The sequence below is a fragment of the Hymenobacter cyanobacteriorum genome, from assembly GCF_022631375.1.
Taxonomy (GTDB): Bacteria; Bacteroidota; Bacteroidia; order Cytophagales; family Hymenobacteraceae; genus Hymenobacter; species Hymenobacter cyanobacteriorum.
The window spans coordinates 181717-206856 of the sequence record NZ_JALBGC010000006.1 but is presented as its reverse complement, the minus strand read 5'-3'; the positions used below and the strand labels follow the sequence as shown (position 1 = coordinate 206856).

The following is a 25140-nucleotide window of genomic DNA, read 5'->3' as shown; positions in this document are numbered from 1 at the left end:
AACGTTCATCTCTTTTCTTTTCGCCATGCGTTCCTGTTTTCCTTCTGCTGCCCGCCGCCTCTCCGCCCTGTTGAGCGTGCTACTGATGCTAAGCTTTCAGAGCCAGGCTCAGACTTCACCCATCAGCGCCTACCGCTTCACCGCCAGTCAGGGCACCTTTACCACCATCGCGGCCCAGGGGTTGGGTTCGGTGCGGGTGCGCGACATCGAGCAGGACGAGAACGACTCGCGGCTGTACGCCCTCCCGTTTTCGTTCCGGTGTGGCGACGGCACCTACACCCACTTCAGCGTGACCTCCAACGGCGCACTGCAGTTTGGAATAGCCGCCGGGATAGCTGGCCCAACTCTGTCCCCGTTCTCCGACCCGGAGTTGAACGGCGACACGGGCGAGGCTTCGTATACCTACTTCGGCACGGCCCCGAACCGAACGTTCATCATGGAGTGGCGCAACTGGCGCTGGCCGCGCTACCTGGGGGGAGGTAACCCACCCGGTACGCCGTCCATCTCCTTCCAGGTCAAGCTCTACGAAACCACCAACGTGGTACAGTACATGTACCGACAGGAAGCCGCCGTACCGGCTCCGCTCACCAACCTTGGGGCGTTCATTGGCCTGACGGATGGCAGCACCAGTTTTCTTTCGCTCGGCGATGCCTCGGCCGCGCCGGTGGCCAGCAGCACAATACGCACCAGCACCATTACCCAGCGGCCCGCGACCGGGCAGGTGTACACCTTTACGTCGCCCGCGCCCTGCCCGGCCCCAGCGGGCCTTGCGGCCACGGCCACCTCGCCCACCACGGCCACAGTGAGCTTCACGCCGGGAGCCGGCACGGCCGGCACCGTGCTGGTGTACGGCCCGACCACGGTCGGCACCACCCCGCAGACGCTGACGGGCACCGCCTCGCCGGTGCTGCTGACGGGGCTGCTGCCCAATACCACGTACAGCGTGCTTATCTACGGCAGCTGTGGCCCCAACTACTTCTCGGCCAGCCCGGCGGGCCTCTATTTCTTCACCCCGCCCGTGCCCAACACCATGGCCACCTGGACCGGGACCATGAGCCGCGACTGGGCCACGGCCGGCAACTGGAGCCCCGCCCTCGTGCCCACGCCGACCACCGACGTGACCATTGGCTCCGCCACCCGCGCCCCGCTGCTGAACGGCAGCGCCCGCGTCGGCCGCGTCACGCTGGGCAGCGGGGCCGCTTTGGAACAGGCCGCCGGCAGCACCCTGGCTTTGAACGGTGACTGGCTCAACAACGGAGCCACGCTCACGCTCGACGCGGGCAGTACCGTCGTGCTCGATGGCGACGGGGCCGTCACGCTGGGCGGCACCGCCCCCACCACGTTTCAAAACCTGACCGTGGGCAACCAGACCGTGTACACCGACCTGGCCGTGGCCGCCGCCGTGCAGGTGCAGCGCCTGCTGCGCACCGAGGATGGCGCGGCTATGACGGTGCCGGCCACGGGCGGCTCGTTGCGCCTGCTGGCCGGGGCGCAGGTGGTGCGCGACCCGAACGCCTTCGTGACCGGCCCCGTGACGGTGGAGCGGGCCGTACCGGCCGGGCGCACGCTCTACGCCCCGCCCGTGCGGGCGGCCACGGTGGGCGGGCTGGCGGCCAGCCCGGGCTACGCACCGGTGGTGAATCCGGCCTACAACACCAGCCCCACCCCCGGCACGGTGCTGCCCCAGCCCACGGTGTTTGGCTACGACCAGAGCCTGGTTAGCACCAACACCACGGCCCTGGCCGACTTCGAGACCGGCTTCTACTCGCCCGATGCCCTCACCGACGCGCTCCCGCCCGGCGTGGGCCTGCGCCTGGATGTCCCCGGCCCGGCCACGCTCACCCTGACCGGGCTGCTGACGGTGAACACCGTGAACCGGACGTTGCTCACGCGGGGCACCCTGCCGCAGTCGGGCTACCACCTGCTGGGCAACCCCTACGCCGGGGTGCTGGACTGGAACGCGGTGACGGCGGCGGCCACCACCACCGGCCTCGACGCGGCGGTGTATGCCTACGAGCCGGCTGGGGTGGGTGCCGGCCGCTACCGGCCCTACGTGAACGGGGTGGGCGGCTCGCGCTACCTGCTGCCGGGGCAGGGCTTCCTGGTGCGCGTCAGCTCGGCGCGGGTGCCGGCCAGCGTGTCGTTTACCCAGGCCATGCGCTACGGCGACTACTACGCCCCCGCCAGCCCCCCGGCGGCCCCGGCCGAAACCCGGCCGCTGGTGCAGCTCACGCTGGCCACCGCCAGCGGCCCGGCCGACGAGGCCACGGTGTATTTCCAGGCCGGGGCCACGGCCGGCTACGACGCGGGCTACGACGCGGCCCGCCTGCCCACGGCCGGCGGCCCCGCCCTGGCCTGGGCCGATGCGCAGGCGCTGGCCATCAGCGGCCGCCCGGCCCTGACAGCGGCCGACGTCACGCTGCCCCTGAGTGTGGCGCTGCCCGCCGCCGGGGCCGGCACGCTCACGGCCACGCGCCTGCTCAACCTGCCGGCCGGCACGTACGCTTACCTGCTCGACGCGCAAACCGGCACCGCCACGGACCTGGCCCGGCAACCCAGCTACGCCTTCACCCAGACGGGGGCCGTCGCTTCGGCGCGCTTCGCCCTCAAGCTCACCCGTACCCAAGTGCTGGCGACGGCGCCAGCGGCGCTGGCCGGCCAGGTGGCTCTCTACCCCAACCCGGCCCATGGCACCCTCTGGCTGGAACGTCCGGCGGGCGCACCACCCGCCACGGCGCAGCTACTGGACATAACCGGGCGCGTGGTGTGGCGGCAAACCCTGGGCGGCGGGACGCAGGCTATTCCCGTGCAAGGGCTGCCGGCGGGGCTCTACGTGGTGCGCGTGTTAACGGCTACCCAGCCTCCGGTCGCCACTCAGGTAGTTATTGGGCAGTAAGGGACACCTCACCCCTTCCACAGGCGACTTTTGAACCAATCTGCTGACCGCGGCCAACAGCTTACGCACTGCCAGCCGCTGAAGTGGCACCCGTTCAGCTCCAGCTATTGGTGCCTACCAAGCCTAGCAGGCCTGTAACATTTGTACCAAACTTTTAACCGAAGCCAGGAATGAGAGAGCATCAAAAAGTGTGGGGCAATCGCGGTCACTACGCTCTTGAGCCAAGGCCGGCGGAACAACTACGGTTACAACTACCTCCGACTGCCCCACACTTTTTGATGCTCTCCATCATCAGCGGCGATACGCGCAGGCCAGACTTGGCAAAGGCGGGGTCGTAGGCAAAGGTGGCCAGAGCCCGGCCGGAGTCCCAGCGTACGGCGCCCACTAACTGGCCCCACAGGCGAACAAGGGCGAGGTCTACCATTCCGTGGAGGCGGGCGGTGGGGTGGGGGAGGAGAGCGAAGCGTTGCGGCGCTGCTTTTTGGCCAGACGGGCAATGGCCAGGGGGCTGATTTCTGCCCGGGTCACCAGGGCATCCAGCGCATCGAGCTGCTCCAAGGTGCGCAGCAGCTGCACAAAGGTGAGCAGGGAGGTGGGCCGGCCGTGCTCAATCTGGCTCAACGTGGCCCGTTCGATGCCGGCGGCATCCGCCACCGCTTGCTGGGACTGGTTACGGTTCAGGCGCACCCGGCGCAGGCTGCTACCCAGCTCGCGCAGGATGGCCAAATCAGAAAGAATGTATCAGTTCATGTTGTGTAGACGCAACAAAGATGACCAGATATAGCAGGTTTGTTGCGTCTACACAACATCTCCCAAAGACCCCGCTTATCTTCCCTGATACTATCTAATAGCACAAGGCTACGCAGCTTACCAGGACTACTAAATCAAAACGGCGTTCTTGGCTAATTGCTTAGCTAGAGAAGAGGTGACATTCTTAATCAACGCGTGCGCCTCATTCCCGGTGATGGGGTCATGTACACAAGGCAGGCTTAAGGTGAGCGGCACCTGAGCGGACAACACCGCGCCGGTGTGCGTAACCGGACTAGCAATGGCTTTTCCCAAAGACGTCAATGCCATGATGTCGACCGATAAACCGTCTTCACCACTTTTCAGCTTAAAAGCTGCACTGGACGCCTTCCGAATGCCATCAACCTCCTTGAAGAACTGAGGCTGCCGAATAATTCTTCGTAACAGGTCATCCGAGCCTGTGATGGTATAGGACATACTTACCCGACCTGAAACATTTGTAAAGGGTTGGCAAACTGGCGCAAAGCACTGGTAAGGGTATTTCTGGTGGGCAGCAGCTGCCCTTCCGGGTTGAACACGAGGTAATCCTCCGTGCCATCGGGGTGGACCTCGACTTCCATCTCCATCTCGTCCCCGTCAATCTCAATCTGCACGCCACCGTCGCGCATCGGAAAAACGTGAATGCTGAGCGGCCGGGCACCGGTCAATTGCATGGATAACAAGTGCAGCAGACGCCGCGCCTGACGAATAGCCACCTCCTGAATGGGCAGGGCGCCATAAGTATCCCAATCCGGCTGCAAAGCACGAAACGCTTCCACCTGCCGCTCCAGGCTAAACACGCGCAGAGCCAAGGGAGATTGCAGGTTAATCCGGCCGGAGGCAGCCGCAATAAGTTGAACCAGGGGTTGAGTCGACCGCTGGCTTTTCTTCTTTTGGCGGTGGCTCAACACCACTTCAATCCGGGCTTCAAAAGCCTGGGCGTATCGCTCAATGGCCTTCACGGAGCGGCTGGGGGCAGCCGCTGGGAGCGCCCGTTTCACTAGCGTTTCCATTTACTGAGCAGGTTGAAATTCGTAAGAAGCCAATTTTAGAATCATGGCAAGTACGATAAAAGCATTTTGCACGCCATACTCGGTATCGTCCATGAGGCCGTGCGCAACCCGGTTGCGCAGGTTTTGGCCCACCTTTTCGCTGAGGAAAAACTTGATAAAAAACCGGTCCTCTTCATCAAGTTTGCTCTTCAGGTCGGCCAGCAACTCATCCAGCAGTTTCTCCATAATGACCTCCGAGCCTTCCCGCAGCTTGAACGTGGGCAGGCCCAGCCGGGCGCAAATGTAGCGCAGCAGGTATTCCACCTTCAGGGTTAGGGAGTCCGTGCAGGCGATGAAATCAGGCTCGTAATCGGGCTCCTGGCGCCACCGCTCCAACTCTTGGAACAATATGTTGACACCGGACATAATGAGCCGCAGGGGGTGGGTCAGTTCCCGCTCGCCGGTAGACTCCACCCACCGGGGCTGACCTACCCAACTGGCACGTAAATAGGACTCAACGTCGGTCGCATGCAGCTTGTCGGCCTTGAATGCTTCCAGGATGAGTTTGACCAGCACGCTGGTTGATATTTGCGCCAGCAAGCCGTAGGTGGAAAGGAACTGAAACTGCTCTTTTTCTTCGGCCGTGGTAAAGGTTTGTACGGTATTGCCATGCTTGTCGGCGATAACGCTGGGGAACATCGCCATGAAGCTGTCGCGCTGGGTTCGGGCGACTTCGGCCACATTGTCCAAGCGGCGGAACATGGGGGTCATCGCCACTTCCTGCAAAATGCCAAGGGCATCTCGCTCCGCTATCGTCTCCTCGATGTACTGCAGAAGCTGCTGGTTGGCATCATCGGGCAGGGGAGTGCTGGTCTTGGTTAGGGAAAAAGCGGTGCGCAGGCGCTGGTATTCCTGTTCCAGTCGGCGGCTATTCGGCTCGTCTTTCAGGCGCCGATAGATGCGCAGGGCCCGCTCGACGAAGGTCACGGCCGTTAAATTAGGCTGCTGCTCGGCCTCCTGTGCCAATAACTCGTACTGCTGGGCCTGAAATACGGCCCACCGGTCCCGGTCGCTACCGGCTTTCGCGGCCAGTTCCGAGGACAGCTCTGCCAGTTCAATGGCCCCGTGCCGATAGGTAAGGGCCAGTTGGTGCACGCCCCGCCAGTTTTGCGCCAAAAGCTCGTGCGCCTGGTCAGCAGTTGCCAGCGCCTTGAAGTGTTCAGTGAACAGCTCCGTCAGGCGGGCCAACACCATCAGAGTAAGCGAAGTCGTTAAATTCCAATTAGCATGCACGGCCACCAGATGGCTGACAATAATGCGCAGCAGCTGGCCCACGGCCGCATCATTTTTCCGGGCGTTAGCTAAGTAAAAGGCGCGTTGATACGCTTCCAGCGCGTGCACCATGTAATGTTTGGCCCCATCGTCCACGGCGTTTTTTTCCTGGTAAAGTTTTCCTAGCCGGAAAAAAGCATCGGCTAGCTCTTTCACCTCTTCGTTGGTGCGAAGCTGCTTGCGCAGAAACAGAAACAACCCGTATTCGCTCCTGAAGTAAAGGTTGCGCCAAACATCATATCGCTCCCGGATGTAAGTGTATTCGCGGGTGCCGTAGGCAGTAGTATCCGGCCAGCCAAATTCACGCTCCACCCCATTTTCATCTCGCTGAGTGAAGCTGATGTGATACCCGATGCCTTGGGTCAGGGATTTTCCGGCCGCAATGACCTCTTGGTTGATGCGCGCTTGCCAGGCTGGCTCGGGTTGGCCATCCTGCTCAAAGTATTGCGCGATTTCTTTCAGGTGTTCGGTAATCGCATGAACATCTTTAACATCCTCACTGGCCTCATCCAAATAGGTTAAATACTGTTCTAAATCCTGCATACAAAACGGGTTGACAAGTATAAACCGACAACAATGGGGGTTAAAGTTCCAAAAAAACTACCCGATGCTACGGGCAATCTTGCGCATGGCCGCCGGCGAGTCGCCAAACTTGCACAGGGCCTCGCAGTGCTGGCGCAGCTCCGAGAACAGGATGTAGTGGATGGTGGCGCCCGCCGCCCGGATGGCCGGCCGCGAGAGCTGGGCCTGCACCTCCTTCTCGCGGGCATCGGGCACGACCAGATACAGAGCCGTCTCGTTCTCCGGCATGGAAAACGCCAGGTCCGTCAGCCGCAGGATGCCGCTGTAGATGCTGGTGCTCTTTTCTACCTCGAAGGCGGCCACCACGCGGCTGGTGCCGGGGGCAAACCACACGATGTCGATGAGGCGGATGGTGCTGGCCACCTCAGCGGGCACGGGCAGCTCGGGGTGCTGGTCAAGGCAGAGAAACGAGAGCTTCTGCCCGCCGCACAGGCGGTTGCGGTCGTTGATGGCCGTGGTCACGTCGCAGCCCAGGGCCTTGCCCACGCGCAGCAGGTGGTGCTGCATCTCGGTGTGCTGGTTTTCCTCCTGGGCTTCGGTCTGCACCTCCTTGTGGCGCTTCTGGGCCTGCTGCTGGTATTTGTCGCGGTCCTCGTCGGTGGCAAACTGCTGGTCGCCGGCAATCATCTTCTTCACCCCCACGTCGAAGAGCAGGCCGCTCAGCGCGCCGTAGTCGAGGCTCAGGTGCTGGCGGTGCTCCTGGTTGAGGTCGCGCAGCCGGTCGCGCATCCGCAGGTACTCCGACCAGGAGCCGAGCTTGATTTTTTCCCCGAACAAGGCGTTGAACCCGTTTACGATGGCCGTGTTGCAGGGCGGCATCAGGGTAGGATGCAGGAAATACAGGATGCTGGCCACCGCCGGGCCGAGGCCCTTGATTTTGCGGCGGTCCAGAATATCGATTTCCTTGAGCAGCTGCTGCTCGGTGGTGGCCGCCAGGCAGCTTTCCAGAAACTGGCCGAAGGCCCGCTTGTTGTCCTCGTGTTCGTAGATGTCGGGAATGCGCAGCTTGGGCTTCCAGTAGAAGGGGTGGGCCGCGCCCTGAAATACCTGCTTCTGCTCGCTGATGACGCTGAGCACAAATTCGAGCGAGGTGCCCTTAAAATCGTTGCCGAAGCTGCCGGCTTTGATGTCCTTGACCACCTGCTGCACCCCGCGCCGGATGGAGCGAAACGCCTTCAGGCGCTCCTCGTTATTGATGAACCAGGTGTTGTAAACGGACTCGGAATCAGCTTTGTATTGCTGAATAAGAGGCGGCAGGGTAGCAGACATAAAAGGCGCAGGGCTAATAAAGCAGCTAAGTTGCACAGAACTCGCGCCCCAATCACCATCCTGCCGTCGTGAGCTGACGCCTGCCCCACCCGGACCGGCTACATCCGGTGGCCCGGCATGGGCATGCCGGGCATGTCGCCCATGGCCTCCCCCGGCCGCATCGACAAGTCGCCGTAGCGGTCGGCCAGGTAGTAGCCCGCCGCCAGCATGAGCAGCGTGAGCAGGGTAACAACAGCTTTACGAAGCCCCGAAACCTGTGCGGCATCCCCCATGTCCATGCCCGGCATCGCGGCCATGTTGTGGCCGGAGTGCGCGGCAGCCGGGGCAGGCGCCAGAGTAGCCGCTGGTTCACCGTGACTCATGCCGGCCATGCCCATCATCGCCATATCGTGGCCCGCATGCGCGGTAGCGGGCGCTTCCGGCAGGGGCGCGCCGCCGTGGCCCAGGGCGCGCTCGGTGCCCATGCCGTGCTTGAGCTTGTTCTTCACCAGCCAGTAATTCACGGGGTAGGCCACCACCACGCCCACCAGCGTGGCCGCCGACATGGCGGCCCAGAACCAGGGCGACGTGGCCTGCATGGCGCGCATGTCCCGCGTCATCAGAATCACCATGGTGGGCAGCATGCCGGCCATCATGGCATTCATCGACATCCATTCCGGCAGAAACGAGCTGCGCAGGGCCTCGCCGTAGCTTACGCCCATCATATCCTTCATGAACAGCGCCTGAAAGATGAGCAGGCCAAAGGCGAACCCGGCCGCGTATTCCAGCCAGATGTCCACGCCCATGCGCAAACTGAAAAAGCCGGTGATAACCGCCGCCACGATGATGCCGGTGGCGTCGCCCGCCGCGCAGTGGATGGTGGAGCCCACCGCCTGCTTCCAGAGCGGCGCGATAAACTGCTCATGGGTGCCCGGGGAGGGCTCGCGGCAGGAAAACCAGTAAATCAGCAAACCCACGGGCCCGGTGTAGAGCATAACCAGCACCCAGCCCCACTTCATGACCTTCATCTCCGGGGTGCGGGTGAACAGGTCCCAGGCTACGTAAGCGACCGATAGGGCCGTCAGGCCAAACCATACCCATAACAGGTAGTCCGGAAACAGCGGGGGAGGAGTAGGCATGTCCTTCATAGGGGCAGTGGGGAGAAAAGTAAGGGACGAGGAGAACGGGCCGCTGGCTCAGGCGGCCGGCAGGCGCAGCTTGGCTTCCATGGCAGCCGTGACCGAATCGGCGTACACGCCGTAGGCGTTGACCAGCACCCCGCGCAGGTCGAGGCCGGTGGCACTGATGGCATACAGGATGGACTGGTCGGCCGGGTCGGTTTCGCCTTCAAAGCGGAACACGGAATCGACCCGAAAGCCTTCCGGCGGCAGCTGCACGTCGTAGGCCGCGCAGTACAGGCAGTCGGGACGCAGGTTAAAATCTTCGGTGTAGCCTTGGCGGCGCAGGGCTTGCAGGGCTTCGGTCAGCGTGTCGTAGGATTCCATAAGCGTTGGGGGCGTTGGGCAAGGAAATAATGCTTTTTACTCGGTGACTCACCCCGGCAGCAGCACGCCCAACTGCAGGCACTCGGCGTAGTCGAGGACCATGTGCAGCAGAAAGCCCACGGCCCACACCCGCGTCATGGTCGGGAACAACATAAAGACGTAGTTGCCCATGGCCCAGTAGGTGTGCAGCGGATGGAAATTGATGCTGCACCGATTGGGGTCGAACATTGGGGTTGCCCAGAGGTGGTCCACGTCAAGCAGCAGGGCGGCGGCCAGAATCAGCCACGCCCGCTGCCAGCGCGGCCGATAGAACAGCAACGCCACCACGCCGGGCACCAAAATGTGGAGTAAGGCATGCACCATAAATAGCAGCTGGTAAAACGCACAAGAGCGGCTCCTGTGAAGCCGCTCTTGTGGAGGTGAACAAACCGCTGCTTAGTACTTTTTATTGGCTAGCAGAAAATCCTGGAGCATCTTGATTTCCATCTTCTGGTCCGTGATGATTTGCTGGGCCAGCGCCTTGGTGGTGTTTTCCCGGCCGTACTTGAGCAGGGCGTCGGAGTTCTCCACGGCGGCCTGGTGGTGGTCAATCATGAGTTGCGCAAAGTCGAAGTCCGGGTCACCGGTCAAGGGGCGCAAATCCACGGCTTTCATCATCTGCATCATGTTCATCATTTGCAGGGTGTTGAAATCAGGCACGGCCGGGGCGTGCGCTGGGTGGCTCGACAGGAAGGCGTTGAACTGGGCAATTTCCGCCTGCTGCTTGTCGATAATCGACTGGGCCATGGCCTTCATCTCGGCGCTTTTACCACTTTTAAGCTCCTCCTGGCTGTTTTTGATGGCCACCTGGTGGTGCATAATCATCATGGAGGAGTAGTCGTTGTCGGGGTCCTGGGTTTTGGGCATGGCCTCCATCATGGTCATGGCTTCGTGCATATTGCGCATGTACACGCTGTCGTCGTGGGCGATGACCATCAGGCCATCGGCGTCGTCTTTTTTACAGGAAGTCAGGGCACCAAAGGCGAACAGGGAAGCCAGCAAGGGGAGGCGGAGGGAACGTAGCATGGGAAAAGGATTTTTAGTCGGAATGATGGAGCAAATGCTCCTTCTTCTTAACGAACTAAGCCCCACCCTGTATGCGCACAATTCGTCCTCCGGCGTTGTAAAGTTTCCAGCTTTAGGCCAAATTATGCAGGCTCAGCCGGCCCGCGCTGCCGGGCCCCAGGGCCTGAAAGTCGGACGGCGACATGCCCGTGACCTGCCGAAACTGGTTGGTCAGGTGCGCCGCGCTGCTGTAGCCCAGCAGGCGGGCCACCTCGGCCACTTTGGCGTCCTGGTAGCTGAGCAGCTCCTTGGCGCGCTCCACCTTCTGGCGGATGATGTACTTCTCCAGCGTCAGACCCTCGCGCAGCGAAAACTGGTGCGAGAGGTAAGCATAGGACCGGCCCAGCCGCTCGCTGATGAAGTGGGAGTAGGTCTGGTAGGGCTGCTGCTCGGCCGGGGTGTAGTGAATGAGCTCCACCACCAGGGCCTTGACCTGCTCCACCAGCTGGTCGCGCGGGTCGTCGACGAGCGCGAAGCCGAACGCCTGCAGCGCGGCTTCCACCGCCGGCATGTCCACCGGACTGCCATCGGCCGTGCGCACGTTGGCGGCGCCCAGGGCCACGTTGTCCACCACCAGCCCGGCCTTCTCCAGCTCGCGCTGCACTACCCGCAGGCAGCGGGGGCACACCATGTTGCGAATGGAGAGGCGGGTAGCGCCGGCCACGGGGGCCGGCAACACCGAAGTAGCGGACTGTAGCATCACCCTTATTTAACGACCAGGCTGCCCCGCAGCATGTGCATGCCGCAGGTGAACTCAAAGGTACCGGCTTGCTTGGGCAAAAACTCAATGGCCGTGGTTTTAAATGGGGCCAGGTCGCGCCGGATGTTGAAGTCGGGCAGCAGCAGCTCCTCCGAGCAGGTGCCTTCCTCGTCGCGGTAGAAGTTGAGCTGCACGGGCTTGCCATGCTCCACCTCGATGACGTTGGGCGAGTAGCCGCCCTTGACCACGATGTCGACCTGCTGCACGCCCGCCGACGAGGACACGGCCGCCGCCACCCGGTGCGGGGCCAGAAAGAAAAACCAGCCGACAAACGCCAGCAGGCCCACGCCCACCAGGGTCACGATTATCTGAGAAGTATCCATGAGAACGAGAACAAAAGGGAGAGAAATAGCCCGGCTTAGGCCTTGGCCTGGTAGCCGCGCAGGCGCAGCGAGTTGGTGAGCACCGACACCGAGCTCAGGGCCATGGCCGCGGCGGCTATCATAGGGGAAAGCAGCCAGCCCGTGAAGGGGTAGAGCAGCCCGGCGGCAATGGGAATGCCGAGCGTATTATAGATAAAGGCAAAAAACAGATTCTGCTTGATGGTGCGCATGGTTTGGCGCGACAGGTCGATGGCCGTCACCACCCCCTGCAGGTCGGAGCGCATCAGGGTGATGCCGGCGGCTTCCATGGCCACGTCGGTACCGCCGCCCATGGCCAGGCCGATGTCGGCCTGGGCCAGGGCGGGGGCGTCGTTGATGCCGTCGCCCACCATGGCCACCACGCGGCCCTCGGCCTGCAGCTCCTTCACCTTGCTGGCTTTGTCGGCCGGCAGCACCTCGGCAAAGAAGCGCTTGATGCCCACCTGCTCGGCCACCTTGGCGGCCGTTTGCTGGTTGTCGCCGGTCATCATCACCACCTCAATGCCGTCCGCCTGCAGCGCCTGGATGGCCGCCAGGCTGGATTCGCGCACCGTATCGGCCACCCCGATGAGGGCCGCCACGTGCCCGCCGATGGCGGCGTAGAGTACCGTTTTGGCCTGGCTCAGCAGCTGGGCCGCGGCCTGCTCCGTTTCCGAGGAAAGCACCACGTTGTTTTCGCTTAGCAAGCGCCGGTTGCCGAGCAGAATAACCTGTCCGTCGACAGTGGCGCCGGCCCCCCGGCCCTCGTAGGCCTGAAACGCGGTGGCGGTCAGCGGCGTGGTGCCAGCGGCGGCCCCCTGCGCATCAGCGTAGCGCACCACGGCTTCGGCCAGCGGGTGCTCGCTCTGCCGCTCCACGGCCGCCAGCAGGGGCAGTAGGTGGGCGGGCGTGTCGCCGTTGGTGGGCACAAAATCCGTCACGGCGGGCTCGCCGCGGGTGATGGTGCCGGTTTTATCGAGCAGCACCGTGGTCACTTTCTCGGCTTTCTCCAGCGCCTCGGCGTTGCGAATCAGCACGCCGTGCTCGGCGCCCTTGCCGGTGCCGACCATGATGGCCGTGGGCGTGGCGAGCCCCAACGCGCAGGGGCAGGCGATGATGAGCACGGCTACGAAGCCCACGAGGGCCAGCGGCACGCGGCTGGCTTCGGGGGCGAAGTCAAACCAGACCACGAACGTGGCAATGGCAATCATGATGACCACGGGCACGAACACGGCACTGACCTTGTCGGCCAGCTGCTGAATGGGCGCGCGGCTGCCCTGCGCTTCCTCCACCAGCTTCACAATCTGGGCCAGCATGGTTTCGGCGCCCACCTTGCTCACGCGAAAGCGGAAGGAGCCGGTTTTGTTGAGCGTGGCGCCAAACACGTTGTCGCCTTCCTTTTTCTCCACGGGCAGGCTCTCGCCGGTGAGCATGCTCTCGTCCACGGCCGAGCTGCCGGTGAGAATCAGCCCGTCGGTGGCCACCTTCTCGCCAGGGCGCACCAGCACTTCGTCGCCCACCAGCACCTGCTCAATGGGCACGTCCAGCTCCTGGCCGCCCCGCACTACACGGGCCGTTTTGGCCTGCAGCCCCATTAGGGCTTTGATGGCGGCCGAGGTCTTGGACTTGGCCCGGCTTTCGAGCACCTTGCCGAGCAGAATCAGGGCAATGATGGTGGCCGTGGTATCATAGTAGACCTCCGGCATGATGCCGTGCTGCCGGAACCAGCCCGGAGTCAGCGTGGCGGCCAGGCTGTAGAGGAAGGCCGCGCCGGTGCCCACGGCAATGAGGGTATCCATGCTGGCCGTGCGGTGCAGGAAGCCGTTCCAGGCGGATACGAAAAACTCGCGGCCGCTGTAGAGCAGCACGGGCAGGGTCAGGGCCAGCAGCACGTAGTTGAGCACGGGCATCGACACGCGGCTCATCATGGCGGGCCAGAGCATGAGCATGCTCAAACCCATCACCACAACCGCCAGGGCCACGGCCACCTGGAAGCGGCGCTTCAGGTTCTCGTAGGCGGCCGCTTTGCGGGCGTCGAGCTCCTCGTCGGAGGCCAGCACGTTGGCGGCCACGGCGGGGCTGGCCTCGTGCACGCCGTAGCCGGCCTGCTCCACGGCGGCGCGTAGGCCGGCGCGGTCAATCTGGCCCGGCAGGTACTCGATGGTGGCCTTTTCACTGGCCAGGTTGACGGTGGCTCTTTTGACGCCGGGCGTGCGGCTCAGGGCCTTCTCCACGAAGTTGGAGCAGGAAGCGCAGGTCATGCCCTCGATGTTGAGGGTCGCCGTTTCGGTCCCGGCAATGGGGGCCGGGGGCGGCCCCACGGGCGCGGCAGGAGCCGGATGGTGATGCTGGGTGGTTTCCATAACAGGTAAGGTACAGTGCGCAGCCGCGGGAATCCGCGGCTGACTTATCAACACTTGCTAAACTCCTTTCCGTTGGCAATAGATGTGTAGAATTGAGCTTAGCGCTTGCAACATTCGCGCGCCCCGCCATTATTCAGCGGCGGTTGTACATGATTAAGCCGCCGGGCTTGTAAGATTACCAGAGGTGGGTTCCAACTGACCAATTTGGCAAGGGCTCGGCTAGCGAGCGGCAACCCCTATTGACGGCCTAAAATCCGCATTTACAACCGGATAGGCTGGGAGTGCCGCCGGCAGCCACCCAAGGGAATCCTTTCCTACGAGTAGCGCGGCTTTCAAACCTTTCCAATAATTTTGTCGTTGCTTCGTACCAATGTTCCGACTCAAGACCCATTCCCGACGCACGATGGCGGCCTCCTTGCTGGTGGTCTTCCTCAACGTGTTCTTTGGGCAGGTCGTCTGCGCGCTGGCCATGCCCACTGCACCGGCCGTTGGGCACGAGCACGAGCACCCGGCCGGTACGCCGGCGCACGGGCATAAGCATGGGCACGAGCACCAGGCGCCCCATTCCCACGGGAAGGAGCACGGCGCCACCGCCAAGCACCACCACGACGAGCACGAAACGCCGGGTTCGCATAAGCACGGCCCCAAAGGAGCCTGCTGCCAGGACGATGCCGCCGCCGTGTGGGCCTCGCTGGCGCACCCGCCCAAAGCCGGCATTGAGAAGATGGCGTTTATGCCGGTGGCCCTGCCCCCGGCCCCGCTGGCCCTGGTGGTCCGTTTTCAACAATGGGACCGCACGCGGCCCGTCCTGCTGGTGGCTCGCCGGCAGCTAAAACCCAAAATACCCGACATCCGCATTTTCATTCAGTCTCTGACTGTCTGATTGCCCCGACGCGCTAAGGCTCGCGCCGGCACAGCTATGCTGTGTCCGGGGCGGGCCTTTTCGTTTGCCCGTCGCGCCGTTTAAAACGGCTTTTTCCTCCCTCTCCATCTTCCGGGTTTACCCTGCTCCGCAATGAAAGATTGCTGCGAACCGGCCGCCGGCCCGCCACCCCGCGGCCCGCTCCGTCGCCTGCTCACGGGCTTGCTCTACGCCGTGCTGGCCGCGGCCCTGGGCTTTGTGCTCTGGCAGCAGTGGCAGACCTGAGCCGGCGCCACTGACCCCGGGCCGCCACTGCTGGCGCGCCCATTTCCTTACCCATACCCCCTTTTATGTTCCGCTTACCCATTTCCTTGCTGGCCGTAGCCAGCCTGCTTACCGTGGCCAGCTGCTCGACCGATTCTACGTCGAGCAGCGCCACCAACACCGTTACGACGCCTACGGATGGACTGGCCGAAGGCACCGCCGACCACGCCAGCGGCCACACCTACGCCTGCCCCATGCACCCCGAGGTGACCAGCACCAAGGAAGGGGAGAAGTGCCCCAAGTGCGGCATGAAGCTCGAACACAACGACCAAGTGGCCAACGGCAAGACCTACGCCATGAAGTTCGAGCCGCAGCCCGTGCAGCTCACCGCTGGCCGGCCCTCGCAGCTCGTCTTCACGCCGCAGGAAGTGGGCAACGAGGCCGCCCCCGTGCCGCTGGCGGTGGTGCACGAAAAGAAGATTCATCTCATCATCGTGAGCAATGACCTGGGCCAGTTCTACCACGAGCACCCCGAATACACCGCGCAGGGCAACTACAAGGCCGCCTACACCTTCCCCAAGGGCGGCGACTACGTGCTGTTTCAGGACTACACGCCCACGGGCTCGGGCCACCAGCTGGGCCGCCAGCCCATCTCGGTAAAGGGCCCGGCCTACGCGCCAGTAAAGTTCAAGAACGACGACATGCAATGGGAAAAGGACGGCTACTCGGCCACCCTGGCGTTTGACAAGCCCCTGAACACCGGCCAGCTGCTGGGCATGAAAATCACCATCAGCAAGGACGGTAAGCCCGTGACCGACCTGGACAACTACCTCGGGGCCCTGGGCCACGTCGTGGTCATCAGCGAGGACACCGAGCGCTACCTGCACGTGCACCCCAACGACCAGGCCGACAAAGGCCCCGCCATTGGCTTCAACACCAACTTCGAAGCCCCCGGCCTGTACCGCGTTTTTCTGCAGTTCAACCACGCCGGCAAGATTCACACCGGCGACTTCACCATCAACGTGAAGGGCCCGGCCGCCAGCTAAGGTGCCCCCCGTTTTTCAATTCCAATTCCCAACCCTCAATCAATCTAAAACGCATGAAAAAGTCCGCTTTTTTCCTCGCCGCCCTCTGTTCGGGCACCCTGCTGCTCGGCAGCTGCAGCAGCGACAAAACCGCTGATACCACGACCACGGAAACCACCACGGCCACCACGGAACCCGCTACGGGGGACATGGCCGGCATGGACCATTCCAAAATGACTGAGAGCGGCACGGCCGGCGACTCGCCCCTGATGGCGTCGATGAACGACATGATGGGCAAGATGAGCGCCATGAAGATGAAGGGCAACACCGACCACGACTTCACCCACATGATGCTGGAGCACCACAAGGGCGCGGTGGCCATGGCCGACATCGAGCTGCGCGACGGCAAGGACGCCACCATGAAGCAGATGGCCGAGAAAATCAAGGCCGACCAGCAGAAGGAAATCGGCGAGATGGAGCCCATTGCCGAGCGCCTGGACTCCGCCCCCAACAACTACAAGCCCATGGACCCGGCCGACCCTTTCACCAGCCAGATGAAGGCTTCGATGGACGGCATGATGCAGAACATGCCCAAAATGGTGGCGGACCCGGACATGAACTTCAACATGATGATGACGGTGCACCACCAGAGCGCCGTGGACATGGCCAAGGCCGAGCTGGCTCACGGCAAGGACACCAAGCTCAAGGAGATGGCCCAGAAGATGATTGACGCCCAGCAGAAGGAAATCGCCGAATTCAAAGCCTGGCACGACAAGAACGCCGACAAGATGTAATCCGGGCAGCCGGCGGCGACGCCCGAAATGGCCGTTGCCGGCGCCTTATTCTCCCCCCTCACCATACCCCCATTTACCCGTTTCCCATGAAGCTTTTTGGAATTTCCCTGGCCGTTGCGGCCCTTTTCGCCCTGACGCCGCTGGCCTCGCAGGCCCAGCATTCCCACGCCGATGGCAAGGCGGACGCCCACATGGCCCCCGGCGAAACCCACGCCCACGTGGCCCCGCACGGCGGGGTGGTACGCTCGGCCAGCCCCTACCACATGGAGCTGGTGCAGCAGGCCGGCGAGCTGCACATATACCTGCTGGCGGCCAAGATGGCCCCGGTGCCCAATAAGTCGCTTTCGGGCACGGTGATGGTGCAAACAACCGACAACAAAACCACCACGGTGGCACTGACAGCCTGGGGCGACGACCACCTGGTGGCCAAGCTGCCCGCCGGGGCCAAAGTGCGCACGGCCATCGTCAGCCTGAAAGCCGACGGCAAGGCCATCAACACCCGCTTCGACAAGCTCGACGCCGCCGCCCCGGGCAGCAAGGCCGTCGGCGCGGCGTACGAGTGCCCCATGAAGTGCGAAGGCAGCGCCAGCACCAAGCCGGGCAGCTGCCCCAAGTGCGGCATGGCCCTCGTGAAAAAGGCGTAGGCGGAGCCTGTTTTTCGGACGCAGTGCGTCCGGACCCTCTCCTCCGTCTCGGGCCGTCCGCTGCTGCAACGGTGGGCGGCCCCTTGACGGGCTCTAATCGGATAACATGAAGTACATTAAAATCAAATGGGCGGCGCAAGTGCTGCTGGTGCTGGCGCTGCTACTCGGGCTGCTCCCGGAAGCCGCGCGGGCCCAAACCGCCATCCGCCTGGACAGCGCCGAAGCCCTGACGTTGCGGCGGCATCCGCGGCTGCGGCAGTCAAACCAAGAAATCGAGGAGCAGCGCGCCCTCAAGCGGGGCTCCTTCGCCCCGGCCAACCCGGACTTTCTGTTCTCGGCCCCCACGGGCGAGCGGTGGGCGCCGGGCGTGGTGCAAACCATCGACCTGCCCAACGTGTACCGGCGCCAGCGCCAGTTGGCCGAGGCGGGCATCACGCTGGCCGAGCGCAACCGCGATGTAAGCCGGGCCTCGGTGCTGCGCGACACCCGCCTGGCGTATCTGAGCCTGCAGTTCGCCGAAGCGCAGGTGCGGCAACTCACCTACCAGGACAGCCTGTTCCGCGCCTTGCGCGTGGCCACTGAGCGCTTGTTTGCCGCCGGCGAAGTCACCTCCCTGCAGCGCATCAGCACCGACGCCGAAGCCCGGCAGGTGAGCGTGCAGCTGCAGCAGGCCGCTGCCGACCGGCAGGCCGCCCAGCGCCGCTTGGGCTTGCTGCTGGGCCAGCCCACGGCCGCCCTGACCACCAGCACTGACCTGCGCCGCAGCGGCCCCGAGCTGGTGCAGACGGGCGGGGCACTGCTCGCGGGTCTGCCCACCGAGGACAGCACGGCCCTGGTGCGCAGCCCCACGCTGGCCGCCGCCACCCAAAACGTGGCCCTGAGCCAGTCGGGCATCAGCCTGGTGCGGGCCCGGCGCACCCCGGCCCTGACCGTGGGCTATCAGAATCAGGCCTTTGAAAACTCGGCCCTCAAGTATCGCTTCCAGTTTGGCGTGTCGGTGCCCATCTGGTTCTGGACCTACCGCTCGCAGCTGCAGGCGGCCACGGCCCGCTCGCAGGCCGCCGGCTACCAGCTGCAAACCCAGCGCCTGGAGCTGAGCACCCTTTACCAGCAGTCCCTGGCCGACACGCGCAAGTTCTCGGCTTCGCTGGGCTACTACGAGCAGACCGGCGTGCCGCAGTCGCGGGCCATCATCAGCCAATCCCAACGACTTTTTAAGGCCGGCGAAATCAGCTACCTCGTGCTGATTCAGAGCCTCAACCAGGCCTTTACCATTCAGAATACCTACCTGACCACCATCCGCGACTACCGTCAGGCCCTCATCGAACTTAACTACCTGCGGGGTGAATAACATGAAACAACTCCTGATTTTGCTGCTGGGCCTGCTTGTGCTCAGCGTCGGAGCCTACGCCCACGGGGGCGAAGACCACGGCGCGCCCAAGGCGTCGACCCCGGCCGGCGCGACCTCCTTCTCGGTGGCGGCGCTCTCGGAACAGTTCGAGGTGCTGCTGCGCTACGAGCCGCTGGAAGGGGGCAAGCCCGCCGACCTGCGCCTGTTCCTGTCCGACTACGCCACCAACACCCCCATTAAAGGGGCCAAGCTGACGCTCACCAACCCGGAGGATGCGAATCTGAAATGGGCGGTGACGGAAAAAGAGCCGGGCATTTACCTCGTGGAGGGCCAGTTTCCGGCCAACAAAGCCTACAGCTTCGCCGCCAACATCGTGGCCGGCGACAAGGCCGATTTAATGCTGCTCGAAGGCATTAAAGTGGGAGAGAAGCTGCCCGTAGCGGCCGAGGTCGCCCACGCCGACGGCTCGCTTTTCTCCTCCTGGAAAACCATTCTGGCGCTGGTCGGCGCCTTCGTGCTCGGCATTGTGCTGACGGCCCTGCTCATGCGCCGCCGGCGGCCGGAGCCCGCGATGCAAACCTCCGAGCAGGCCCTGACGGCCAGCCGCCGCACCCCCTTTCCTTAAAGCTCAACGAACATGAAAACCACTCATAAAATCCTGGCCGTCACGGCCGCGGCTGGCTTGGTCCTGACCGTGCTGCTGCCGCCCCCGGCCCTGGTGCAGGCGCACGGAGGCGAAGACCACGGCGGCACCGCCAAGGCCAGCACCGGCGTGGCCCTGACCGACGAGGTGCTGCTGCCCAAGGAAAGCCAGTTCCTGTTTCAGGTGCAGACCACCCTGGCCGCTTTCTCGACGACGTATAGCCGCGCCACGCTGTACGGCACGGTGTCGGCCGCGGCAGGGGGCGAAGGCCGCATCGTGGTGCCGCAGGGGGGCCGCATTGTGAGTTTGGCCGCGAAAGTGGGCCAACCCGTGCGGGCCGGGCAGACGCTGGCCGTCATCGAGCAAACCCTGGACGCCACCCAACAAATCGGGCTCAGTACCGAGCGGGCCAATGCCCAGGCCGAGCTGCGCGCCGCCCAGCAGGACTACGCCCGCCTGCAGAGCATCGCCGACATCGCCGCCCGCAAGGACGTGGTGGCCGCCGAGCTGCGCCTGCGTCAGGCCCGCCAGAACGCCGGCATCCAAAACGGGCAAGCCGGCCAGCGCCGCGTCAGCATCACCTCCCCGGTGAGCGGCACCGTGGACGTGTTCAACCTCGCCGTGGGCCAGCAGGTGAGCCAGGGCGACGAGCTGTTCCGGGTCATCAACCCCGGCAAGCTGCGCGTGGAAGCGCAGGTGTTTGCCCAGGATTTGGCCAAGGTCACGCCCGGCGCCGTGTTCCGGGTTGAAGGCCTGCAGGGCCAGGCCGGGGTGCCCGCCCGGCTCGTGGTGTTCTCAAACGTGGTGAACCCTGTCAACCAGGCGCGGCAACTGGTGCTGGAGCTCGACGCCCCCGAAGGCAACGAGTACCGCGCCGGTCAGGCCGTAAACGTGCAGGTGGTGGGCCAGACCGGCGGCGGGAAGCCGCAGCTGACCGTGCCCACCTCCGCCATCACCGACCTCAACGGAAAGCCGGTGGTCTTCGTGCACACCGAGCCAGAGCGCTTCAAGATTCGCTTCGTGCAGCCCGGGGCCGTGAACGGGCAGCAAACCGTGCTGGTGCAGGGCCAGGTCAACGAAAACGACCGGGTGGTCACGACCGGCACCTACCAGCTCAAGTCCATTTACCTCAATCAGTAATTTCTGTCCCTGCCAGCTATGCGTCGTTTTCTCGTTGCCCTGCTCGCCGTGCCCGCTTTCGCGGCCCCGGCCCTCGCCCAAACCGCCGCGCCCACTGCCGCGACTACTCCGCTCGTTTCGGCCGACGAAGTCGCCGTGCGGGCCGTGCTCAAGCAGTACCAGCAGGCCGTGCAAAAACTCGACATCACCGGTACCACCCGGCTGTTCGCGGCCAACTCCGTGGTGCTGGAATCGGGCAGCCGGGAAGGCACCTACGCCCACTACCGGGACCATCACCTCGGGCCCGAGCTCAAGGAGTTCAGCTCGTTTACTTACAGTGACTACAAGGCCGACGTGACGGTGGACGGCCCCTACGCCTTCGCCACGGAGAGCTACACCTACACCATCGGGCTAAAAAAAGGGCCCAAGGATGCTGCCACGCCGGCCCCCATCAAGCGGCGCGGGGTAGCCACGAGCGTGCTGCGCAAGAACGCGGCCGGCCAGTGGCAATTCGTGAGCAACCACAACTCGGCGCGCAAGTAGCCGCCTGCTCGCGCATGTACAATTACTTGTTTCGTCGCCTTCCGGGGGGCCGGCCCGCGCTGCAAGGCGGCGGAATCGGCCTGGGCCTGCTGCTTGGTCTGACGCTGCCCCTGGCCGCTCAGCACCAGCGGGCGAGTGGGCGCCTGCGTTCGTCGCCGCCGGGTAGTGCCCGGTGTATGGTGGCGCTGGACACGCTCACGGCCCGCCCCCTGCTTTACGCGGTAGGGGAGGCCGAAGGGGGCGGCGAAATACTGGTCGTGGCCGGCCAGGCCTACACCACCCAGCTGCGGCCCGATGGGGCCACCGAAACCACGGCCGGCTTTCGGGGCCGGGCCACCTGGCTGCTGCAGAGCCGGGTGACGCAGTGGCGGGACGCCGGCCCGGTGCCGGCCACGCTTACCACGCCGGGGCAGCTGGCCAAATTCATTCACGCCACGGCCTCGCGGGCCGGCCTTAAGGCGCGCGGGGCGCAGCCCTTTCGGCTGCTGGGCGAGCCGCTGGCGGTGTGGTGGCACGTGGCCGCTTATCCCACCGCCGGCCCGGCCGACGAAGCGGCTCCCGAGCTGGGAGCCCACGGCCGGTTTGCCCGCGGGCCCCTGGAGCTGGTGGGCTTCCTGCTGCCGCCGGCCCCACGCCGTGCCCCCAAGCGGCTGCACCTGCACGGGCGCCCCGGCGCTCAGCCCTTTGTGGCGCACGTGGACAGCCTACGGCCCGGCCCGGGGCTGCGCCTTCTCTTACCTGCACTTCCCCAATAACTCATGCTTGACAAGATAATTCGCTTTGCGCTGCAGAACCGCCTGCTGATGCTGGCCTTCGCCGTGGGCCTTATTATTGCCGGCACCTACACGGCCAAACAGCTGCCGGTGGACGTGCTACCCGACCTGGACCGTCCCCGCGTGACCGTGTTCCTGGAAGCCCCGGGCATGGCCCCCGAAGAAGTGGAAGCCCTGGTGACCCTGCCCGTGGAAACCGCTTTGAACGGGGCCACCGGCGTGTCGGCCGTGCGCTCCAACTCGGCCATTGGCCTCGGGATGGTGTTCGTGGAGTTCGACTACGGCACCGACATCTTCACCGCCCGCCAGATTGTGAGCGAGAAGCTGCAAACCACCGGCGAGCAGCTGCCGCAAGGCATTACGCCGGTGCTGGGGCCCATCTCCTCGGTCATGGGCCAGATTATGCTGGTGGGGCTCTCGGGAGGCAAGGAGACGAACGCCGCCGACCTGCGCACCCTGGCCAACTACACCGTGCGCCAGCGCCTGCTCAGCATCCCCGGGGTGGCTCAGGTAATTCCCATCGGCGGCGACAACCTGCAGTACCAGGTGCTGCTCGACATGCCGCGGCTGAATGCCACCGGCCTGACGGTGAACCAAGTGGAAGAGTCCCTGCGCAAGTCCAACCTGAATACTACCGGCAACTTTTTCGACCGCAACGGCTCGGAAGTCCTCATTCGCAACCTGGGCCGGCTGCGCTCGGTTGCCGACATTGAAAATATCATCGTCGGCTACCGCGAGCAGTCGCCCATCCGCGTGGCCGACGTGGCCAAGGTGGAGTTCGGGGCCCGCTTCAAGCGCGGTGACGGCAGCGTCAATGGCCAGCCGGCGGTCATTCTCAGTATTGAGAAGCAGCCCGGGGCCGCCACCGTGGGCCTGACCGCAGCCGTGGAAAAAGCCCTCGTCGAGCTGAAGCCCTCGCTGCCCAAGGACGTGCAGGTGAATACCCGCCTGTTCAAGCAGTCGGAGTTTATCGAGTCCTCGATTTCCAACGTGGAGGAGGCCCTGCGCGACGGGGCCATTCTGGTGGTCATCGTGCTGTTTGCCTTCCTGCTGAACGTGCGCACCACCTTCATTTCGCTGGTGGCCATTCCGCTCTCGCTGCTGGTCACGGCCCTGGTGTTCCGCGCGGCCGGCATCAGCATCAACACCATGACGCTGGGCGGCTTGGCCATTGCCATCGGCGAGCTGGTCGACGACGCCATCGTGGACGTGGAAAACGTGTACCGGCGCCTGCGCGAAAACAAGCAGCGGACGAATCCGCAGCCGGTCTTAAAGGTCATCTATGCCGCCAGCTCGGAGGTGCGCAACTCCATCGTGTACGCCACCATCATCGTGGTGCTGGTGTTCCTGCCGCTGTTCGCGCTGGAGGGCATGGAAGGCCGCATTTTCGCGCCGCTGGGCATTGCCTACATCACGAGCATCGTGGCCTCGCTGTTCGTGTCGCTCACCGTCACGCCGGTGCTCTGCTACTACCTGCTGCCCAAGATGAAGCAGATGGACCATCCCGAAACCGACGGCGGGCTGGTGCGCTGGCTCAAGAAAAAAGACACCCGCCTGCTGGGCTGGGGCCTGCGGCACCCCAAGCTGATTTTGACCTCGACGGCCCTGCTTTTTGTGATGGCCGCGGCCCTGGTGCCCTTCTTCGGCACCGAGTTTCTGCCCCCCTTCAACGAAGGCTCGCTCACGGTCAACTTTTCCGCGCCCGCGGGCACCTCGCTCACCGAGTCCAACCGCCTGGGCAGCCTGGGCGAGCAGCAGATGCTCAAGATTCCGGAAGTGGCCTACACCGCCCGCCGCACCGGCCGCGCCGAGCTGGATGAGCACGCCGAGTCGGTGAACAACTCGGAAATCGAGGTGGCCTTCAAGACCAAAGCGGAGCTGGAGAAGGAGGGCAAGACCATGCGCAGCCGCGACGAAATCCTGGCCGACATGCGCGAGAAGCTCAGCCTGATAACGGGCGTGAACGTGAACATCGGCCAGCCCATTTCCCACCGCCTCGACCACCTGCTGAGCGGGGTGCGGGCGCAGGTAGCCATCAAGGTGTTCGGCAATGATTTGCTGGAGCTGCGCCGCTACGCCAACGAGGTGCGCGCGGCCGCCGGCACCGTGCCCGGCGTGGTGGACCTGCAGGTGGAAAAGCAGGTCCAGATTCCGCAGCTGCTCATTCGCCCCAAGGATGATGCCCTGCGGGCCTACGGCATGAAGCGCGGCGAAGTGGTGCGCGACCTGGAAACGCTGTTTCAGGGCGCCGTGGTCTCGCAGATGCTGGATGGGCAGAAGCGCTTTGACTTGGTGGTAAAGCTGCCCGAAGCCCAGCGCAACGACATCGCCGCCATCGGCCAAACCAGGATTGAAACGCCGACCGGGGCCATGATACCCGTGAGCCAAGTGGCCGACATCGTTTATGAACCGGGTCCGAATACCGTCAACCACGAAAACACACAGCGCCGCATCACCATCTCGCTCAACGTGGCCGAGCGCGACCTGGGCTCCACGGTGAAGGAGATTCAGGCCAAAGTGAATGCGCAGGTGAAGCTGCCGCCCGGGTATTACCTCACCTACGGCGGGCAGTTCGAAAGCCAGCAGTCGGCCTCGCAGAAGATTCTCTGGCTTAGCCTGTTTTCGCTGGCTGGCATCTTCCTGGTCTTGTTCTCGCACTTCAAGTCCAGCTACATGGTGGGGCAGATTATGCTCAACATCCCGCTGGCCCTCATCGGCTCGGTGGTGGCCGTGCTGCTCACGGGCGGCACCTTCAGCATTGCCTCGCTGGTGGGCTTCATCACCCTGACTGGCATTGCCTCGCGCAACGGTATCATGATGATTTCGCACTACATCCACCTCGTGGAGCACGAAGGGGAGAAGTTTGGCATCCCCATGATTATCCGCGGCTCGCTCGAACGGCTGGTGCCGGTACTGATGACGGCCCTGGTGGCGGCGCTGGCCCTGGTGCCGCTTACGCTGGCCAAGGACGCGCCGGGCAAGGAAATTCTGTATCCGGTGGCCACCGTCATCCTCGGCGGCCTGCTCAGCTCCACTTTTCTCGACATCATCGTCACGCCGGTCGTCTTCTGGCTGGTAGGGGAGAAGGCCCTGGCCCAATACTTCGCCTCCCACCGGGAAGTGGGCCTGGACGACCACCCCCAGGAACTGGACGCGCAGCCGCTAACGCCGCCCGCCGACCAGAACGATTTATCGCCGGCCCTGTAATCCCCA

Annotated in this window: 25 protein-coding genes; 12 read left to right on the top strand and 13 right to left on the bottom strand. The window is 64.0% G+C overall.

What is annotated here, in order from left to right; genetic code table 11:
- Positions 1-25: 25 nt before the first annotated feature.
- Positions 26-2896 carry a T9SS type A sorting domain-containing protein gene (locus MON38_RS20720; RefSeq protein ID WP_241938062.1) on the top strand — a complete coding sequence of 957 codons (2871 nt, stop codon included), beginning with the start codon at positions 26-28 and terminating at the stop codon, positions 2894-2896.
- A gap of 208 nt (positions 2897-3104) precedes the next feature.
- Here the strand turns inward: MON38_RS20720 and MON38_RS23045 are convergent, their stop codons facing one another.
- The 13 genes from MON38_RS23045 to MON38_RS20660 all read right to left on the bottom strand — a co-directional run bounded on the left by MON38_RS23045 (position 3105) and on the right by MON38_RS20660 (position 13909).
- Positions 3105-3320 carry a HipA N-terminal domain-containing protein gene (locus MON38_RS23045; RefSeq protein ID WP_422388759.1) on the bottom strand — a complete coding sequence of 72 codons (216 nt, stop codon included), beginning with the start codon at positions 3318-3320 and terminating at the stop codon, positions 3105-3107.
- Positions 3314-3622, bottom strand: coding sequence for a helix-turn-helix transcriptional regulator (locus tag MON38_RS20715; RefSeq protein ID WP_241938061.1), 309 nt, complete (start codon positions 3620-3622; stop codon positions 3314-3316). The genes MON38_RS23045 and MON38_RS20715 overlap by 7 nt, the downstream gene beginning before the upstream one ends.
- A 153-nt stretch (positions 3623-3775) precedes the next feature.
- Positions 3776-4120 (bottom strand): hypothetical protein, encoded by a 345-nt coding sequence (locus MON38_RS20710; RefSeq protein WP_241938060.1) that lies wholly within the window; start codon positions 4118-4120, stop codon positions 3776-3778.
- A gap of 2 nt (positions 4121-4122) precedes the next feature.
- Positions 4123-4695: a hypothetical protein gene (locus tag MON38_RS20705; protein WP_241938059.1), complete on the bottom strand. Its 573-nt coding sequence runs from the start codon at positions 4693-4695 to the stop codon at positions 4123-4125.
- Positions 4696-6549, bottom strand: coding sequence for a DUF4209 domain-containing protein (locus tag MON38_RS20700; protein ID WP_241938058.1), 1854 nt, complete (start codon positions 6547-6549; stop codon positions 4696-4698). It lies immediately after the preceding gene.
- 57 nt (positions 6550-6606) lie between these two features.
- Positions 6607-7857, bottom strand: coding sequence for a hypothetical protein (locus tag MON38_RS20695; RefSeq protein WP_241938057.1), 1251 nt, complete (start codon positions 7855-7857; stop codon positions 6607-6609).
- A 98-nt stretch (positions 7858-7955) separates the two neighbouring features.
- Positions 7956-8975: a DUF4396 domain-containing protein gene (locus tag MON38_RS20690; RefSeq protein ID WP_241938056.1), complete on the bottom strand. Its 1020-nt coding sequence runs from the start codon at positions 8973-8975 to the stop codon at positions 7956-7958.
- 57 nt (positions 8976-9032) lie between these two features.
- A complete protein-coding gene (locus tag MON38_RS20685) occupies positions 9033-9341 on the bottom strand; it encodes a phosphoribosylpyrophosphate synthetase (RefSeq protein ID WP_241938055.1) in 309 nt (102 codons plus the stop codon).
- Between the two features lie 48 nt (positions 9342-9389).
- A complete protein-coding gene (locus MON38_RS20680) occupies positions 9390-9704 on the bottom strand; it encodes a DUF6122 family protein (protein ID WP_241938054.1) in 315 nt (104 codons plus the stop codon).
- Between the two features lie 72 nt (positions 9705-9776).
- Complete coding sequence (locus tag MON38_RS20675; protein WP_198979045.1) at positions 9777-10406, bottom strand: DUF305 domain-containing protein; 630 nt, start codon at positions 10404-10406, stop codon at positions 9777-9779.
- A 112-nt stretch (positions 10407-10518) separates the two neighbouring features.
- Positions 10519-11145 carry a helix-turn-helix domain-containing protein gene (locus MON38_RS20670; RefSeq protein WP_241938053.1) on the bottom strand — a complete coding sequence of 209 codons (627 nt, stop codon included), beginning with the start codon at positions 11143-11145 and terminating at the stop codon, positions 10519-10521.
- Between the two features lie 5 nt (positions 11146-11150).
- On the bottom strand, positions 11151-11528 hold the full coding sequence (locus MON38_RS20665) for a cupredoxin domain-containing protein (protein WP_196956808.1): 378 nt from the start codon (positions 11526-11528) through the stop codon (positions 11151-11153).
- 35 nt (positions 11529-11563) lie between these two features.
- Complete coding sequence (locus tag MON38_RS20660; protein ID WP_277881588.1) at positions 11564-13909, bottom strand: heavy metal translocating P-type ATPase; 2346 nt, start codon at positions 13907-13909, stop codon at positions 11564-11566.
- A 403-nt stretch (positions 13910-14312) separates the two neighbouring features.
- On the opposite strand from MON38_RS20660, the gene MON38_RS20655 reads away from it, so the two are divergent.
- The 11 genes from MON38_RS20655 (at position 14313) to MON38_RS20610 (ending at position 25134) form a co-directional block, all read left to right on the top strand.
- The gene (locus MON38_RS20655) at positions 14313-14792 is read left to right on the top strand and encodes a hypothetical protein (RefSeq protein ID WP_241938052.1); all 480 of its coding nucleotides are present in this window, start codon (positions 14313-14315) and stop codon (positions 14790-14792) included.
- Between the two features lie 132 nt (positions 14793-14924).
- Positions 14925-15056 (top strand): hypothetical protein, encoded by a 132-nt coding sequence (locus MON38_RS22780; protein WP_277881587.1) that lies wholly within the window; start codon positions 14925-14927, stop codon positions 15054-15056.
- Positions 15057-15121: 65 nt separating this feature from the next.
- The gene (locus tag MON38_RS20650) at positions 15122-16081 is read left to right on the top strand and encodes a heavy metal-binding domain-containing protein (RefSeq protein ID WP_241938051.1); all 960 of its coding nucleotides are present in this window, start codon (positions 15122-15124) and stop codon (positions 16079-16081) included.
- Between the two features lie 53 nt (positions 16082-16134).
- The gene (locus MON38_RS20645) at positions 16135-16854 is read left to right on the top strand and encodes a DUF305 domain-containing protein (protein WP_241938050.1); all 720 of its coding nucleotides are present in this window, start codon (positions 16135-16137) and stop codon (positions 16852-16854) included.
- 86 nt (positions 16855-16940) lie between these two features.
- Positions 16941-17498 carry a heavy metal-binding domain-containing protein gene (locus MON38_RS20640; protein WP_241938049.1) on the top strand — a complete coding sequence of 186 codons (558 nt, stop codon included), beginning with the start codon at positions 16941-16943 and terminating at the stop codon, positions 17496-17498.
- A gap of 106 nt (positions 17499-17604) precedes the next feature.
- Positions 17605-18849, top strand: a complete 1245-nt coding sequence (locus MON38_RS20635) for a TolC family protein (protein WP_241938048.1) — start codon at positions 17605-17607, stop codon at positions 18847-18849.
- Position 18850: 1 nt separating this feature from the next.
- Entirely contained in the window at positions 18851-19474 is a 624-nt protein-coding gene (locus MON38_RS20630; RefSeq protein WP_241938047.1) for a hypothetical protein, read from the top strand.
- 12 nt (positions 19475-19486) lie between these two features.
- On the top strand, positions 19487-20632 hold the full coding sequence (locus MON38_RS20625; RefSeq protein WP_241938046.1) for an efflux RND transporter periplasmic adaptor subunit: 1146 nt from the start codon (positions 19487-19489) through the stop codon (positions 20630-20632).
- 18 nt (positions 20633-20650) lie between these two features.
- Positions 20651-21154, top strand: a complete 504-nt coding sequence (locus MON38_RS20620; protein WP_241938045.1) for a YybH family protein — start codon at positions 20651-20653, stop codon at positions 21152-21154.
- 26 nt (positions 21155-21180) lie between these two features.
- Entirely contained in the window at positions 21181-21909 is a 729-nt protein-coding gene (locus MON38_RS20615; protein ID WP_241938044.1) for a hypothetical protein, read from the top strand.
- 3 nt (positions 21910-21912) lie between these two features.
- Positions 21913-25134 carry an efflux RND transporter permease subunit gene (locus tag MON38_RS20610; protein ID WP_241938043.1) on the top strand — a complete coding sequence of 1074 codons (3222 nt, stop codon included), beginning with the start codon at positions 21913-21915 and terminating at the stop codon, positions 25132-25134.
- Positions 25135-25140 lie beyond the last annotated feature (6 nt).

Excerpts from the sequence above, each read along its gene's own strand:
- MON38_RS20695 (WP_241938057.1), bottom strand. The coding sequence starts at position 7,857 with ATGTCTGCTACCCTGCCGCCTCTTATTCAGCAATACAAAGCTGATTCC.
- MON38_RS20670 (WP_241938053.1), bottom strand. The coding sequence starts at position 11,145 with ATGCTACAGTCCGCTACTTCGGTGTTGCCGGCCCCCGTGGCCGGCGCT.
- MON38_RS20625 (WP_241938046.1), top strand. The coding sequence starts at position 19,487 with ATGAAAACCACTCATAAAATCCTGGCCGTCACGGCCGCGGCTGGCTTG.
- MON38_RS23045 (WP_422388759.1), bottom strand. The coding sequence starts at position 3,320 with ATGGTAGACCTCGCCCTTGTTCGCCTGTGGGGCCAGTTAGTGGGCGCC.
- MON38_RS20650 (WP_241938051.1), top strand. The coding sequence starts at position 15,122 with ATGTTCCGCTTACCCATTTCCTTGCTGGCCGTAGCCAGCCTGCTTACC.
- MON38_RS20680 (WP_241938054.1), bottom strand. The coding sequence starts at position 9,704 with ATGGTGCATGCCTTACTCCACATTTTGGTGCCCGGCGTGGTGGCGTTG.
- MON38_RS20610 (WP_241938043.1), top strand. The coding sequence starts at position 21,913 with ATGCTTGACAAGATAATTCGCTTTGCGCTGCAGAACCGCCTGCTGATG.
- MON38_RS20645 (WP_241938050.1), top strand. The coding sequence starts at position 16,135 with ATGAAAAAGTCCGCTTTTTTCCTCGCCGCCCTCTGTTCGGGCACCCTG.
- MON38_RS20690 (WP_241938056.1), bottom strand. The coding sequence starts at position 8,975 with ATGCCTACTCCTCCCCCGCTGTTTCCGGACTACCTGTTATGGGTATGG.
- MON38_RS20635 (WP_241938048.1), top strand. The coding sequence starts at position 17,605 with ATGAAGTACATTAAAATCAAATGGGCGGCGCAAGTGCTGCTGGTGCTG.
- MON38_RS20720 (WP_241938062.1), top strand. The coding sequence starts at position 26 with ATGCGTTCCTGTTTTCCTTCTGCTGCCCGCCGCCTCTCCGCCCTGTTG.
- MON38_RS20640 (WP_241938049.1), top strand. The coding sequence starts at position 16,941 with ATGAAGCTTTTTGGAATTTCCCTGGCCGTTGCGGCCCTTTTCGCCCTG.
- MON38_RS20710 (WP_241938060.1), bottom strand. The coding sequence starts at position 4,120 with ATGTCCTATACCATCACAGGCTCGGATGACCTGTTACGAAGAATTATT.
- MON38_RS20700 (WP_241938058.1), bottom strand. The coding sequence starts at position 6,549 with ATGCAGGATTTAGAACAGTATTTAACCTATTTGGATGAGGCCAGTGAG.
- MON38_RS20705 (WP_241938059.1), bottom strand. The coding sequence starts at position 4,695 with ATGGAAACGCTAGTGAAACGGGCGCTCCCAGCGGCTGCCCCCAGCCGC.
- MON38_RS20620 (WP_241938045.1), top strand. The coding sequence starts at position 20,651 with ATGCGTCGTTTTCTCGTTGCCCTGCTCGCCGTGCCCGCTTTCGCGGCC.
- MON38_RS20665 (WP_196956808.1), bottom strand. The coding sequence starts at position 11,528 with ATGGATACTTCTCAGATAATCGTGACCCTGGTGGGCGTGGGCCTGCTG.
- MON38_RS22780 (WP_277881587.1), top strand. The coding sequence starts at position 14,925 with ATGAAAGATTGCTGCGAACCGGCCGCCGGCCCGCCACCCCGCGGCCCG.
- MON38_RS20630 (WP_241938047.1), top strand. The coding sequence starts at position 18,851 with ATGAAACAACTCCTGATTTTGCTGCTGGGCCTGCTTGTGCTCAGCGTC.
- MON38_RS20660 (WP_277881588.1), bottom strand. The coding sequence starts at position 13,909 with ATGGAAACCACCCAGCATCACCATCCGGCTCCTGCCGCGCCCGTGGGG.
- MON38_RS20655 (WP_241938052.1), top strand. The coding sequence starts at position 14,313 with ATGGCGGCCTCCTTGCTGGTGGTCTTCCTCAACGTGTTCTTTGGGCAG.
- MON38_RS20675 (WP_198979045.1), bottom strand. The coding sequence starts at position 10,406 with ATGCTACGTTCCCTCCGCCTCCCCTTGCTGGCTTCCCTGTTCGCCTTT.
- MON38_RS20685 (WP_241938055.1), bottom strand. The coding sequence starts at position 9,341 with ATGGAATCCTACGACACGCTGACCGAAGCCCTGCAAGCCCTGCGCCGC.